Annotated in this window: 10 protein-coding genes; 3 read left to right on the forward strand and 7 right to left on the reverse strand. The window is 69.3% G+C overall.

The features are described 5' to 3' along the window. Window positions 1–41: 41 nt before the first annotated feature. The gene (locus tag MX571_RS12050; protein WP_247418478.1) at window positions 42–839 is read right to left on the reverse strand and encodes an MBL fold metallo-hydrolase; all 798 of its coding nucleotides are present in this window, start codon (window positions 837–839) and stop codon (window positions 42–44) included. A gap of 90 nt (window positions 840–929) precedes the next feature. On the opposite strand from MX571_RS12050, the gene MX571_RS12055 reads away from it, so the two are divergent. The 3 genes from MX571_RS12055 to MX571_RS12065 all read left to right on the forward strand — a co-directional run bounded on the left by MX571_RS12055 (window position 930) and on the right by MX571_RS12065 (window position 6,572). Beyond that, window positions 930–1,442, forward strand: coding sequence for a hypothetical protein (locus tag MX571_RS12055; RefSeq protein WP_247416997.1), 513 nt, complete (start codon window positions 930–932; stop codon window positions 1,440–1,442). Window positions 1,443–1,945: 503 nt separating this feature from the next. Beyond that, complete coding sequence (locus tag MX571_RS12060) at window positions 1,946–4,813, forward strand: ATP-dependent helicase (protein WP_247416998.1); 2,868 nt, start codon at window positions 1,946–1,948, stop codon at window positions 4,811–4,813. 76 nt (window positions 4,814–4,889) lie between these two features. Further along, on the forward strand, window positions 4,890–6,572 hold the full coding sequence (locus tag MX571_RS12065; RefSeq protein ID WP_247417000.1) for an SLC13 family permease: 1,683 nt from the start codon (window positions 4,890–4,892) through the stop codon (window positions 6,570–6,572). Window positions 6,573–6,608: 36 nt separating this feature from the next. Here the strand turns inward: MX571_RS12065 and MX571_RS12070 are convergent, their stop codons facing one another. From MX571_RS12070 to MX571_RS12095, 6 genes are all read right to left on the reverse strand, one after another. Continuing rightward, window positions 6,609–6,986: a tautomerase family protein gene (locus MX571_RS12070; RefSeq protein WP_247417001.1), complete on the reverse strand. Its 378-nt coding sequence runs from the start codon at window positions 6,984–6,986 to the stop codon at window positions 6,609–6,611. 84 nt (window positions 6,987–7,070) lie between these two features. After that, window positions 7,071–8,744, reverse strand: coding sequence for an alkaline phosphatase D family protein (locus tag MX571_RS12075; protein ID WP_247417002.1), 1,674 nt, complete (start codon window positions 8,742–8,744; stop codon window positions 7,071–7,073). Window positions 8,745–8,905: 161 nt separating this feature from the next. After that, the gene (locus MX571_RS12080; RefSeq protein ID WP_247417005.1) at window positions 8,906–10,207 is read right to left on the reverse strand and encodes an FAD-dependent monooxygenase; all 1,302 of its coding nucleotides are present in this window, start codon (window positions 10,205–10,207) and stop codon (window positions 8,906–8,908) included. 85 nt (window positions 10,208–10,292) lie between these two features. Then, on the reverse strand, window positions 10,293–11,582 hold the full coding sequence (locus MX571_RS12085; RefSeq protein WP_247417009.1) for a lactate racemase domain-containing protein: 1,290 nt from the start codon (window positions 11,580–11,582) through the stop codon (window positions 10,293–10,295). Continuing rightward, the gene (locus MX571_RS12090) at window positions 11,579–12,112 is read right to left on the reverse strand and encodes a DUF6789 family protein (protein WP_247417012.1); all 534 of its coding nucleotides are present in this window, start codon (window positions 12,110–12,112) and stop codon (window positions 11,579–11,581) included. The genes MX571_RS12085 and MX571_RS12090 overlap by 4 nt, the downstream gene beginning before the upstream one ends. 86 nt (window positions 12,113–12,198) lie before the next feature. Continuing rightward, entirely contained in the window at window positions 12,199–15,006 is a 2,808-nt protein-coding gene (locus tag MX571_RS12095; protein ID WP_247417014.1) for an AAA domain-containing protein, read from the reverse strand. Between the last annotated feature and the right edge of the window lie 80 nt (window positions 15,007–15,086).

Raw genomic sequence — 15,086 nt, forward strand, 5'->3', positions numbered from 1 at the left:
AGGGTCGAAAATCGACCTCGCTGGGGGCGCTCAGCTCACTTTCACTCGGCGTCGTCGGAGCCGGTGACGGTCGTGTCCGGGTCCTCCGACTCGTCGGCGACCGGCACCTGGAGACCGTCGCGAGCGAACCGGACGTCGCCGTCGTACCGTGACTCGACCGAGTCGAGCATCGACTCGTGTTCGCCGTCGGTGTGGGGGTAGAGGTGCGTGAGGTAGGTCGTCCCGACGTCCCGTCCGGCGAGAACCTCGCCCAACTGCGACGGCGTCGGGTGGTTCGCCACGTCCACCTCGTCGGGGAACGAGCAGTCGTGGACGAGCACGGCCGACCCGTCGGCGAGGTCCGCGACGGCCTCGGTGGCCTCGCTGTCGCCCGAGAACGTCAGGTCGCCCTCCGCTCCCGCGAAGCGATAGGCGAGGCAGTACAACGAGTGGACCGTCTCGACGGCCTCGACGTCGTAGCCGCCGACCGAGAACGACCCCGGACCGACCTCCTCGACGGTGAGGTCCACGCGACCCTGCATGTAGTCGTGGACGTCGAGCAGTCCGTCGAGGAGGTCCCGCGTGCCCTCGGGGCCGACGACCGTGAGGTCCGTCGTCCCGGCGAGCCACTTCGCCTTCAGCAGGGGGAGCAGGTCGGCGACGTGGTCGAGGTGGTGGTGCGTCAGGAGCACCGTCGAGACGCCCTCGTAGCCGACGTCGGTCCGGGCGAGTGCGTGGAGCACGCCGCTCCCGCAGTCGACGAGGAGCGGGTCGCGGTCCTCGCTCTCGACGAGCAGTCCGGTCTGGAAGCGGTCGCCGGTCGGCATCGCGCTGCCGGTGCCCAGGAAGGTGAGTCGCATCGTCATGACTCGGTTCGCGTGGGCCAGCGGCTAAGTGGTTGTCGTCGCGCCGACCCAGGGGTATATGTCCCCGAGGTGGAACGTCACGGTATGGCCCCTCCAACTCGTCGCCGACTGCTGTTCATCGGTGGCGGCCTGCTGACCGGTGCTGGCTGTCTCTCGCGTGGTTCGTCTCCCAGACTGGCGGGCACCGACGGAATGGACGTCTCCTTCGAGGTCGTCCCCTCGAAGAGCGTCCCGCCGGCGGACGTCAGAGACGACGACGCTCCCAACGCTCCGGCCGTCTCGTTCGAGGCCGACCGAATCGTGGTCACCGGGGTGGTCGGCGTCGGGTCCTCGAAGTGCAGGGAGGCGGCGCTGGAGTCGGTCACCTACGACGAGGACGTCGGCGACCTCCGGGTCGTCGTGGTCGCCGGCAAGAGCGCCGAACACCCCGACCGGAAGCCGTTCGGAAGGGGTGGCTGCCCCGACGACTACAGTTACGACTGGTACCGGCTCGTCGTCTCGCCGACGGACGAGGCGGTTCGACGGGTGACGGCCGTCGAACGGAACCTCGAAGGGACCGAGTCGTCACTCGTCGCACCGAATCCAGAGAGCGAGTGAGTCGGTCCGCGCGACCGCGTCGGCTGGAGGGTTACTCGAGTCGGGAACCGCAGTCGAGGCACTGACACTCGCCGTCGCGGGCGAGTACGTGCATCGGCTGGGTACCGCAGTGCGGACAGCTCCGCATTCCGCTGTGTTCTCGTTGCGTCGTTGCCATACAACGTACGACAATGGCCTAACGTAAAAGTCTACACCCGGCAATCACAGCCAAGCATCTTCGATTGTTTAGTCTCCACAAGGGGGGTATTAGGAGAAATAGGGCAGTACAAATCGTGATGTTTTGGACGTTCATCTAAATAGCGCTCGGGAGTGGTGGGTTGGCTCGATTGCTCGCCAGAATCGTTAAGACCCGTGAATATTCTCCGAATCCGTCCCGTTCTGTGACGTTCGGGGTCGGTTCGTCCCGTCGCTCTGACGCCCTCGTATCTCCCGTGCCCGGCCCATCGTTCAGTTTCACTCCGGTAACCGAACCCACTTGACGTGCCCGCCCCAGAACCTGATAGATGGGACGGGGCACCTCGCCGGGGGGTCGCGAACTGCTCGACCGGTTGGACGTGGGCGTGTCGTCCGACGCGGCAATCGACGACGCCGACGTACTGGACCTGCTGGAACCGGCCACCAGAGAGTGGTGGGTCCGCGAGTTCGGCGAGTACGTGCCCGGCAACGACGGCTTCTTCACGCCACCGCAGAAGGAGGCGATTCCGCTCATCCACGAGCGGGAGAACGCCCTCATCTGCTCGCCGACCGGGTCTGGGAAGACGCTCGCCTCGTTCACAGCCATCATCGACGAACTGTACCGCCGGGACCGGGAGGGACGGGCGGCGGAGGAGGCGCCCGCCGAGGACGACTCGTCCACCGTAGACGGGTCTCCCGACGACGAGGAGCGGGAGTCCGCCAATGCCGACGACGAGAACGACGGCGGGCTGGAGAACTCGGTGTACTGCCTCTACGTCTCGCCGCTGAAGTCGCTGGCGAACGACATCCACCGCAATCTGGAGGTACCTCTCGACGGCATCACCGACCTCGCCGACGAGGACGTGGAGATACGCCACGCCATCCGCCACGGCGACACCTCCTCCGCGGACCGCCAGAAGATGCTGGAGGAGACGCCCCACATCCTCAACACGACGCCGGAGACGCTCGCCATCCTGCTGAACAGCCCGAAGTTCTCGGAGAAACTGCGGACCGTCGAGTACGTCGTCGTCGACGAGATACACAGCCTCGCGGAGAACAAGCGCGGCACCCACCTCTCGGTGTCGCTCGAACGCCTCGAAGAACTGTGCGAGACCTCGCCGACCAGAATCGGCTGTTCGGCGACGGTCGAACCGCTGTCGACGATGGCCGAGTTCCTCGTCGGTTGCGAGGAGCCGACAACCGAGGACGAGGACCCGCGGTTCCGCGACTACGAACTCGTCGACACGCGGTTCGTCCGGGAGTTCGACGTCGAACTCACCTGCCCGACGGACGACCTCATCAACACGCCCCGCGACGTGGTGACCGACCGGTTCTACCGTGACCTGCACGCGCACGTCCAGGACCACACGAACACGCTCGTGTTCACCAACACGCGGTCGGGGGCCGAACGCGTCCTCCACAACCTCCGGGAGCGCTACGACGACTACGACGAGGAGAACTCGGGCTGTCACCACGGGTCGCTGTCGAAGGAGCGCCGCCACCGCGTCGAGGAGCAGTTGAAGGCGGGCGAACTGGACGTGGTGACCACCTCGACCAGCCTGGAACTCGGCATCGACATGCCGTACATCGACCTCGTGGTGCAGGTCGGCTCCCCGAAGTCGGTGGCGTCCCTGCTCCAGCGCGTCGGTCGGGCGGGTCACCAGCTCGGTCAGACCGTGACGGGCCGGGTGGTCGCGCTGGACCGCGACGAACTCGTCGAGTGCGCGGTGATGCTGAAGAAGGCCGAGGAGGGGTTCGTCGACCGCGTGTTCGTCCCGGAGAACGCCCAGGACGTCGCCGTCCAGCAACTCTACGGGATGGCCATCAACGAGATTCGCCCCGAGGAGGACCTCAAGGGAATCCTGCGGCGAGCGTACCCGTATCGGAACTACTCCGAGGCCGACTGGGAGTCGCTGATGCGGTACATGACCGCCGACTACCCGGGGATGGAGGAGAAGAACGTCTACGCGAAGATATGGCGCGACGAGAACGACCCGCCCGACGGCGAGCACCACTACCCCGAGTACCCGGTCGGGGAGCGTCTCGTCGGCAAGCGCGGCCGCCTTGCGCGGGTCATCTACATGACGAACATCGGCACCATCCCCGACTCGTTCACCTGCGACGTGAAGACCCGTGGGTCGGGCGAGTGGGTCGGCCAGCTCGACGAGGAGTACCTCGACACCCTCGAATCGGGCGACGTATTCGTCCTCGGCGGGTCGAACTACGAGTACCGCTACCGCCGCGGGAGCAAGGTGTACGTCGACCCGACCGCCGCCCGGCCGACCGTCCCGTCGTGGTTCTCCGAGCGCCTCCCGCTGAGCTACGACCTCGGCCGCGAGATCCTCACCTTCCAGCGCGACCTGCTCGACAAACTGGACGAGGGCGGACCGGGGGCCGTGCGGAACTGGCTCCGGGAGTTCCCGCTCGACGAGAACAGCGTCCGGGCGACCGCCCGGATGTACGACCAGCAGGTGCGCTACGCCGGGCCCGAGAGCGTCTCGACCGACGAGCGCCTCGCCATCGAGGTGGAACTCGACAAGGCGGAGTACCGCCGCCACTACTACGTCCACTCGAACTACGGTCGGCGGTTCAACGACGGCTTCTCCCGCCTGCTCGCCTACCGCTGTGCGCAGGACGCCAACGCCAACGTGCAGGTCGCCGTCGCCGACCACGGGTTCACGCTGTCGATGCCCCTGAACCGGAAGGTCGACATCGCGGGCATCGTCCGCGACATCGACCCGGACGAGGCACGGGCGGACCTCCGGGCCAGTCTCTCGGGCTCGGACCTGCTCAAGCGCTACTTCCGCATCAACGCGACGCGGGCGCTGATGATACTCAAGCGCTACAAGGGCTACGAGAAGACCGCGGCCCAGCAGCAGGTCTCCAGCGAGATGCTCATCGGGTTCGCCGAGGACCGCGAGGGGTTCGCGGTGATGGAGGAGACCTACCGCGAGATACTCGAAGACCGGTTGAACGTTGCCGGCATCGAGTCGGCGCTACGTGCCGTCCAGCGCGGCGACCTGTCGGTCGAGCGCCAGCGCGTCTCCTCGCCGTCGCCGCGCGCGTTCGGGCTGGCGACGCTGATGGCTTCCGACGTGGTGCTGGCCGAAGACGAGGGCGAGGTGCTGCGCGAGTTCCACGAGCGCGTCCTCCGGGAGATCGGCGACGAGGAGTCGATTCCCGCCCGGAGCGACTGACACTCGCTCGTACAGTACGGTTGATGTTTTCGAGAGCCACAAGAGATAATCCAGGCCCGAGAGACGGTGGCAACCTATGGTTTCGTTCCGTGCGTCGAGTCCGCGGGGCCGTATCGTCGTCTTCGCGCTGACGGTACTGGGGACGGCGCTCATCGCCGCCGCGCCGACTCCCGAGGGGCTCTCGATTCGGGGACAGTACGCCATCGCGACCACCTTCTTCGCGGCGTCGCTCTGGGTGACCGGCGCGTTCCCGCTGGCGGTGACCGCGCTGTCGATACCGTTCGTGCTGACGACGTTCGGCGTCTACGCCGAACTGGACGCGGCGCTCGTCGGGTTCGCCGACCACCTCATCTTCCTGTTCGTCGCGGGGTTCATGCTGGCGAACGCGCTCCAGAAGTACGACATCGACCGCCGCATCGCGCTGTACCTGATGGCGCGGATGGGGAGTTCTCCGCGCCGACTCGTCCTCGCGGTGATGCTGGCGACGGCGTTCCTCTCCATGTGGGTGTCGAACACGGCGACGGCCGCGATGATGACGCCAATCGCGCTGGGTGTCCTCGCCCAGGTCGTCGGCGAGCAGGGGGTCGCCGCCGCGTCCGGCGGGGCGGCCGGGTCGGGCAGCCCCGACGCCGCTCCGGACGGCGGGGCTGGGTCGACGGGGGAGTCCACGACGACCGACGGAGCGCCGACAGGCGACGGAGCGACCGCCGGTATCGCCACGGACGACGGATTCACCAACATCCAGGTGTCGATGCTGCTCGGGACGGCCTACGCCGCCAGCGTCGGCGGCGTCGGCACGCTCATCGGGACGCCGCCGAACGCGGTGCTCGCCTCGCAGCTGAACGAGATACTCGGGTACGAGATCGGGTTCGCGCAGTGGCTCGCCATCGGCATCCCGGTCGTCGTCGTGACGCTCCCGCTGGTGTGGGCGCTGCTCGTCTACGTCCTCTACCCGCCGCGCGTCGAGAACGTGAGCGACGCCCGCCAGCAGGCAGCCCGATATCTGGAGGAGGAGGGAGCGCTCGACCCCCGCGGCCGACGGGTCGCCTACATCTTCGCCGCGACGGCGGGCCTGTGGGTGCTGGGGGGTCTCGACACGTTCCTCGGTGGGTACCTCCCAGACGCCGTCAGAGTCACCGTCTTCGGCGGTGAGGGGCTCTCGCTGTTCGGCGTCGAGGGGCACCAGGGCGTGCTCTACTACGTGATGGTCGGGCTGGCGGCGGTTCCGGCGCTCGTCCTCGCGGACACGATGGAGTGGGACGAACTGGTGGACATCGACTGGGGCGTCATCCTGCTGTTCGGTGGCGGTATCGCGCTCGCCGGCGGACTCGCCGACACGGGCGCGACCGAGTGGATCGCCGACAGCGTGTTCGGGTCGCTGACGGGCGCGCCCATCGTCCTCGTCGTCGGTGCGGTCGTGTTGCTGGTCATCTTCCTGACGGAGGTGACCTCGAACACCGCCACCTCGACGGTCATCGTCCCCATCCTCATCGGGCTGGGGAGCGCGTTCGCGGCGACGCTCGGTCTCGCGGAGGTGGAGGCGGCCATCTTCCTCGCGACGAGCGGTGCCATCGCCGCCTCGTTCGCGTTCGCGCTCCCGGTCGCGACGCCACCGAACGCCATCGTCTTCGGCAGCGGCTACCTCGAACAGCGACAGATGATGCGCGCCGGGGTCGTCCTCAACGTCCTGATGACGCTCGTGCTGACGGGGCTCATCTGGCTGCTCTACCAGTTCGTCTGGCCGAGCGTGCTGTTCTGAGGCGCGGTCGCACTGTCGAGCGGTTCACTCCTCCTTTTACTCCTCGGCGCTCCACTCCCCGCCGACCCGGTCGTACCCCATCATGTTCGAGCCGTCGTGCTCGGTGAACACGACCTTCAGGTTCTCCCGAGGCACGTCGAACCGTTCGCGGAGATCGTCCATCGTCGCCAGCGCGAACGCCCGCTTCCGGTCGAACGACCGCCCCGCCCGAACCTCGGCGTCGAGGAAGACCAGCGGCCCCTCGACGGCCCGACCGAGGTGGAGGTCCGCGGGGTCGCGGTCGCGCAGCGTCACCGCGACGTGGCCCGCAGTGGTCGCCATCTCGCGGGTGTAGTGGCCGGTGACGCTCGTGGCGAACGAGTCGCGTTCGTCGGAGGTGGGCGAGAGCGTCCAGTCGAACTGCAGTAGCGGCATGCGACCGAGTTCGGTGGCCGCGTGCGTCAGTGCACCGACGGCTGGCCGAATGACGACCCGCAGGGAGCCCCCGTCACCGGACGGTCACTCCCTCGACAGGCGCTCGACGGCCGGGTCCTCGTGTGACCGTCGGAACCGAACCAGTTCCCGTCGCTCGGCGTCCGCGCTGTCGGTCAGTTTGTCGACGGCGTAGGCGGTGTAGCTGCAGTCCTCGCGCGTGAACTCGACGACGGAGTAGCCCCAGTCGTGACTGTCGAAGAACGACATCTGCGGGTTCATCGCGGTGAACACCTGCCTGAACAGCGGCCGGGTGAGCCGAGTCGCGAGCCCCGACGCGAGGCCGGCACCCTCCGCGATGGTGACGCTCGTGATGGCGGGCGTCATGAACTCGGTGCCGACGGCCTCGCCCGAGGTACCGCCGAGTCGCTGCGTTCCGACGACGTAGCTGTGGAGGTCACCCGAGAACGTGACGACCGAGGGGTCGGCCGCGCCGAGTTCCTCGTAGATGCGCTTCCGCTCGACGGCGTAGCCGTCCCACGTCGCGCCGATCTTTGGGCGGACCGAGAGCGGCCCGAGACCGAAGCGAAACGGGATGGAGAGGACGGGACTCGCCCAGCAGAGCCAGCGCGACTCCGCCTGCCGGAGTTCCCGACCGAGCCACTCGAACTGCTCGCGCCCGAGCATCGAGCGGTCGGGGTCGTCGTCCACGCCGAGCCCGAACGTGGCTCCCGCGAGCGTCACGGTGTTCGTCGGCGCTCGGTCGCGGTAGAACCGCTGGTCGGTGACGACGAGGTCGAGGAGGTCGCCGAACTCGACGGTTCGGTAGAGCCGGAACTGGTCGTGCGGGTGGTCGGCGTCGGGGTCGTACTCGGCACGGACCGGGACGTAGTCGTACCACGCCGCGATGCCGGCGCTCGTCAACCGCGTCGTGAACTCGGGGTCGTCGCCCCGCGGGTGGTCGGGGAACGCTGGCGCGTCCGTCTCGTCGTCCCAGTAGCGGTCGTCGGCGATGGCGTGGTCGTCCCAGGTCACGATGACGGTGTGCGCCTCGTGCATCGCCTGGAGGTGCGGGTCGCTCCGGTAGGTCCGGTGGAGGTGACGGAGGTCCTCGCCGGTCCACGCGACGTCGTGCCCGCTCGGCAGCGAGAGGTCGCGGCCAGCGACCGGGTCCTCGCCGGCACCGTAGAGGTTCGCGGCCGACTCGTAGACGACGTCGCCCAGATGGACGACGAAGTCCACGTCCTCGTCGGCGACGTGCGAGAGCGCGCCGTAGTAGCCGTTCTCGTAGTCCTGACAGGTCAGCACCGCGAACCGGACGGACTCGGGGGAGGCGTCCGGGTCGGGGAGCGTGCGACACCGCCCGACGCGGGAGGCGACGCCGTCGTGGACGAACCGGTAGTAGAACGTCGCGTCGGGGTCGAGGTGGCCGTCCGTGTCGACGCGGACGGTGTGGTCGTGGACCGCCCAGTCGTGACCGTCGGGCACACAGCCGTCGAGGACCACCTCCTCGAACGCTCGGTCGCGGGCGACGACGAGGCGGACCTGCTCGTCGGGGTCGAAGCGCTCGGGGTCGAGTCGGGTCCAGAGGACGACCCCGCTCGGCGTCGGGCCGCCGCTGGCCACCGACTGCGGGAACACGGTCTCGCTCGCACGTTCGCTCCCCGCCTCTCCATCGTCCCCTACGTAGGCGCGGTCGGTCCCGTCGTCGGGCGTCGTCAGCGCGGCCGCCGGAACGTCCGGAGCCGTTGCGTCACCCATCGTCGCACTCCGTCTCGTCGGTCGTCGCCTCGCCGGTCGTCGTCGCGTCGGTCCGTCGCGTCACTGCTCGCCGGTTCTCGCGCGTTCGGGATGACCGTACCGGCCCCGGCAGTCCGGTCCAGTCTCGTTGCTCTCGGCGGGGTCGGCGTCGGGTACCGCCGTCACTCGTCGGCGTCGACGAACCGCGTCCGGTCGACGCGCACGTCGCCGTCCCCGAAGAACCGGCGGGCGGTCCGTCGAACCGGCGGGAGTCGTGGCCCGACCGAGACGGCGGACTGGAGCGCGACGCGAGCGAGCGGGTCGGGGACCCGCTCCCCGACTCCGACGAGGGCGGTGAGGACGCGTTCGCCGCGGCGCTGGGAGCGGACGGTCCGCTCGACGGTCGGACGGCGAACGCGCTCGTACCGCTGGAGTGACGCTTCGGGGAGCGAGACGCTATCCGGATGGTTGGCGAGCGCGTCCAGCACGACGCCGTGGGCGACCACGCTGTCGGCGATGGCGAGGCCGTTGCCCTGGCCCCCGATTGGCGAGGCGACGTGCGCGGCGTCGCCGACGAGCAGGAGGCCGTCGCGGACCCAGTCGTCGCTGATTCCCGGCGCGATGTGGAGCAGCGAGCAGTCCTCGAACGACGACAGTCCCGCCTCCAGATACGGACCGAGCGACGGGTCGACGCTGCGCAACTGCTCGCGGAACGCCTCGATGCCGCGGCGTCTGAGGTCCGGGTACGTGCCTGCGGGGACGAACCAGCCGAGTTGCGCCTCCTCGCTCCCCAGCCCGAAGTAGAGTATCAGGCCGTCCGACCCGACTCTGGCCTGGGCCGTCCCGTCGGCGGCCTCGCGCGGGAGTTTGAACCAGACGAGGTCGAGGTGGGAGTCGAACAGTCCGGCGTCGATGCCCGCCGCGGTCCTGACCGTCGAGAAGCGACCGTCCGCACCGACGACGAGACGCGCGCGGAACTCGACGTTCTCGCCCGTCTCCTGGTCGCGCGCCTGGACGCCGACGACGCTCCCGCCCTCGACGAGCAGGTCGGTGACCGGCGTGTGAGGTCGGTAGTCGAACCCCTCGTACTCGCTCGCCCGCTCGACGACGAGTCTCAGGAGCGGTTCCTGTTCGAGCAGCATCGCGTAGCCGTGCGTCGAGAACTCGTCGAGGTCGAACAGGCGGTACTCCTCGCCGTAGACGTGGACGCTCGGGCGTCGGAGTTCGTCGTGGTCGAGCGCCCGCACGTCGTCGAGCAGGTCCATCTCCTCGAAGTGGCGGACCACGGCCGGTTGCCAGCCGTAGCCCCGGAACTCGCGGTTGCGGAGGTCGGCACGTTCGAGCAGCGTCACCCGGACGCCGCTGCGCGCGAGGAGGTAAGCGAGGACGCTCCCGGCGGGACCGGCACCGACGACGAGGACGTCCGTCGCTCTCTCGGCGTCGAGCGCTCCACCGCCGCCGTCGGTTCCGTCGGCCTCGGTCATAGTCGACCGGAGGCGTCCCTGTCGCTTCAGCGCGTCGGCGGGGTCACCGAGGGGCGAGTCGCAGTGGCTCTGCGTTTCGTGTCGGTCACACCAGCAGCGTGTTCAGCCCGTCCGGGACGACGAGGACGCGACTGCCCGGTTCGACGGCGTCGGCGACGCCCGTCCGGGCCTCCATCAGACACTGCTCGACGACCTCGGGGTGCTCGCTGTCCGTGACGAAGACGGGGTGGTCCCGGAGCGCGCGGGCGACGACGAACGCCCGCTGTGCGCCGGGTTCGTACCCCTCGCGCATCTCCTCGTACAGCGAGTCGGCGTCCGGCGCGTTCGAGAGGCGGTCGAAGAACCGCTGCTCACCCCGGCCGTCGCCCGCGCCCTCGTGCAGTCGGGCGGGAAGGACGACGCGGCCGCCCGTTCTCAGTGGATTCCGCGCGCCGAGGACGACGTACGTCGCGGCTCGCGTCGTCTGGTAGAGGTTGGCGTCCTTCGGCGCTCCGACGCCCGCGACGACGGCGTCGTAGCCGTCCTCGACCTCGACCGCCAGCGCCTCGCGGGCCGTGTCGGCCAGCGACCGCACGACGGCGCGCGGGTCGCCCGCCGCGACGCCGAGGACGCCCTGCGGTCCCTTCGTCACGTTCAGGCAGAACCGGACGCCCGCGACGTCGCCTGCCCGGTCGAGGAACGCGCGGAACGGGTTGTCCGCGACGCGGCCGAGGCGGACGCCCTCGCGCGCGAGCATCTCGGGGCCGTGCGTGTGCCGGATGAGCGGTTCGCCGCCCGCGCCGACGACGGCGGTCTTCGCGCCACCCGAGAACCCCGCGTACTGGTGGGGCTCGACCATCCCGGTCGAGAGCACGTGGTCGACGGCCGCGACGGTCCGGTTCAGCTCTATCGGGGTTCCATCGACCTCCCCCGCGACGACCGTCTCGTCGGGGTCGTGGTTCTGGGCGAGGGGGGCGTACTCGCCGAGCATCGCGTCGAGTTCGTCGTCGGTCATCGGCCGGTGCAGACCGAGGCCGACGACGACGGTCACCTGCTCGCGGGCGACGCCGAGTCGTTCGAGTCGCGAGACGAGCGCGTCGAGCAGTGCCTCGTCGGGCGTCGCCCGCGTGCCGTCGGTGACGACGATGGCGACGGTGTCGTCCGGGTCGACGAGCGCCGACAGCGGCGGTCCGTGCGGGTCGTCGAGCGCCTCCTCGGCGGCGGTGGCGGGGTCGACGGGGTCGCCGCCCGGTGCCCGCGCCACGTCGACCGTGCAGTCCGGCAGGTCGACGGGAATCGACCCGTCGCCGAGTGGGACGCGGACGGGGTCGCCGTCTCCGTCCGTCTCGCTCCCGTCGGAGTCGCGTCCACCGGGGTCGGCCTCGTCGTCGCTCATACGATGTCTTCGCGCGTGGCGAAGTACTCGAACACGAGACCGAGACCGAAGCCGTAGACGACGTGTGCGAGCAGGGTGAGTATCGCGTAGACGTACAGCGTGTTCCCGCTCTGGCCGCCGTAGAACGCGAGGACGAACCCGGTCCAGGCGACGAACCCGAACGACACGCCGCGCCACGGCAGCGACGGTCCCGGCAGGTAGCGTTCGACCGACGCGAACAACAGCGGCCACGGCACCATGCCGCCCGCGAGGAAGATGAGGTAGCCGACGGCGACCGTCAGGTCCGGCCCGAAGACGGCGTCGAGGCCGACCAGCCCCGCGATGTCGGCGAACGCCTCGAAGTCGAACGCGCCCAGCGCCTGCGCGACGAGGAAGACGACGGTCATCATGGCGGTGCCGACGAACCCGCCCGCCGCGCCGATGATGCCGTCCCGGACGATGGCGGTGATGTCCTCCATCGCGGTCGGTGATATCTCCCCGCGGTTCTCGTCCGGATGGATCTCTCCGGGGTCGTCCGCGTCAGTCGACATACCGTCACCGACGGCCGGAGGCATCAAAAATCCGCGTCCGTTCCTCCGTGCTCCTCGGTTCCGGGGACGCTACCGCGAAGTGGGTGCTACCGCGCCCACTCCAGCAGTCGCCCGTAGAACGGCTCGCTCGACAGCGCCCGCTCGTCGCCGACGAGACAGAGGCCACGCTTCGCACGCGTCAGCGCGACGTTCATCCGGCGGTGGTCCTCGAAGATGGGGCCGTCCAGATCGCCCGTCGCCACCGTCGAGAGGACGATGACCTCCTTGTCCGACCCCTGGAACCGGTCGACCGTGTCGACGGCGACGCCCTCTGGCGCGCGACGCTGAATCTCCGACACCTGTGCGCGGAACGGCGCGATGACGCCCACGTCATCGGGTGCGAGGCCCGCATCGAGGTACGACTGGACCACCTCGCGGACGCGGTCGGCCTCGACCGGGTTGGTGTTGCCCTCGCGGTGCCCCGACGGGTCGACGAACGAGACGGGGTTCGCGAGTTCTGGGGGCAGCGCGTCCTCGGAGACGCCCGGCAGGTCGTCGAGTCGCCGTCCCGCGACGTCGGGACCGGCGGGACGCAACTGCCCGTCGTAGAACTCCTGCGAGGAGAACCACTGGATGCGCTGGCTCATACGGTACTGGCGGTCGAGCAGCACGGAGGCGTCCGGGTACTCCTCGATGAGGCGCTGGAACAGCGACTGCGATAGCTCGTTCTCCGACCGCACCACGGGCGGGAGTTGCTGGTGGTCGCCGACGAGGACGAACCGGTCGGCGAGGTTGACCGCCGCGAGCGTCCCCGGTTCGGTCAACTGGCCCGCCTCGTCGACGACGGCGGTGTCGAAGTCGAGCGACTGGACGATGCGAGAGCCACAGGAGGCGGTCGTCGCGGCGACGACCGACGCGCCGTTCAACTCGGCGACGCGTTCGTCGGGGTCGCCCCGTTTCGAGAGCCGGAACCGCAGCATGTCGTCGCGGACGCCCGACTCGGTACCGACGCGGACGATATCGTCGTGACCCTGGTCGACGAGGGCCTCCAGCGCGTTGTCGACCGCACGGTTCGTGAACGCCGACAGCAGGACGCGCTCGCCCCGGTCGACCAGTTCGCGGACCGTCCGGGCGAGCGTGTACGTCTTTCCGGTGCCGGGCGGCCCCTGGACGATGGTGCAGTCCTCGGCGGTGACGGCCAGCCTGACGGCCTCGTCCTGCGCCGCGTTGTTGTCGATGAACGTCTCACCGGCCGCCCGCGACTCGTCGAACGCCGGGTCACGACGGCCGAACAGCACGTCCTTGCGGTCCTGGCTCCCCTTCAGCACGGCGTCGTGGACCGTGGTGAGCATCCGGTCGACGGTGAACTCCGAGGGGTAGACGTCCAGTCGCCGGAGGTCGACCGGTTCGTCGGTGGTCACCACGATGTCTCCCGGGTCGCTCCGCTCCCCGGTCGACGTTTCCGCGGAGCGTTGCTCCGCGCTACTCCTCCCCAGTTCGACGACCCGCGCGAGTTCCGCCACGCCGCGGGTCGGGTGGCCGTCGCTGGCGAGGACGACGTCGCCCTCGCGTATCTTCGAGACGGCGTCGGTCCCCTTCGCGCGGAGTTCCCAGCGTCCGTCCTCGCGCTGGTGCTGGCCGAGCGGTTCGAGGTCTATCAGCGCCCGGTCGTCGTCCGCGCGCTCCTCCGCGGTCTGCTCCCAGAGCTTCGCGTACTCGCGGTGGACCGAGCGACGCTCCTCCTCGATGGCGGCGAACGTCTCGCGGAGGTACTCGCGTTCTTCCTCCGGGACGGGCGTCCCTATCTGCCCGGCCTTCGACTCCTCGTCGAGGCGGCCCGCGACGACCATGCAGGTGTCCTGCTCGAAGCAGTACTCGCACTTGGCGCCCGACTCGTAGCCCGTCGGGACGTCGCCGCGGACGGCGGTGGCCGCAATCTGGTTGCGCTGGCGGACGACGTACTGCAGGAAGCCGCGACCGATGGTGAAGTCCTTCGCGGGCGAGAGGTCGCCGGTCTCCTCGTGACGGTCGAGGACGCTGTTCTTCGTGTAGAGGAGCGTCCCGGTGTCGGGGTAGGTCGGGCCATCGTCGCTCTCGCTCTCGCTCGGTTCCGTGGCGGCCGTCGTCTCCCCGCCGTCCGCGGCGACACCGGTCGTCCGTCCCTCGTCGCCGTACTCGCCGAGCAGGAGGGCGTAGCACGCCGCCTGCACCTTGTCCTGGAAGCGCGGTTCCTTCTTGAGGTTCTTCCCGGTCTTCAGTTCCACCGGGACGCCCCGCCGGATGGCGTCGGCCCGGCCCTTGAGGCCGAACCGTTCGCCGATGAGCGTCCGTTCGGAGCGCCAGTCGTCTTCCTGCCCGAGTGCGCCCTGCGAGAGCCAGTTCTCGACGGCGCGGGCGTTCTCGCGGACGTCGCCGGCCACCTCGTCGGCGGTCCGCCCCAGAAGGCCGAGTTCGAGGCCCGCATCCGCGACGTGGTCCTCGATGGCCTCGTCCAGATCGCGTCCCCGGAGCAGGTCGCCGAACACCTCGTGGACGAGCGTCCCCTTCACGACGGGGTAGTTCAGCGGCGTCGCGGTGAGGTTGCCCAGGTAGTACATCCGGGGGCACTGGACCCAGGCGCGCACGTCGGTCACGTTCACGAGGTAGGAGGGTTCGACGACGACGAACGACTCCTTCGACGTACTGTAGCGCGTCTCGCCGTTCCACTCCTCCTCTTCGGGGTCGGTCACGAGCAGGTCCATGCCGGGGTCGATCCACTCGGCCAGTTCGGTCCACTTCGGCCAGAGCGTCACGGTCACGGGGTCGCCGCGGCCCCCGTCGGGCCGCAGCGACAGTTCGAGTAGTTCGCGGTCGCCGTAGCGCGTGCTGACGGTCTTGGGCTCTCCGACCTCGCTCACGACGCCGCGAACTGTCACACCGGAACGCGCATCCGGGAGAAAATGAGGGTGTCGGTCGCCGAGGTGGTCAGCGTCGCCGACCCGTTCCGACGGCCCGA

The organism is Halomarina salina (genome assembly GCF_023074835.1).
GTDB lineage: Archaea > Halobacteriota > Halobacteria > Halobacteriales > Haloarculaceae > Halomarina > Halomarina salina.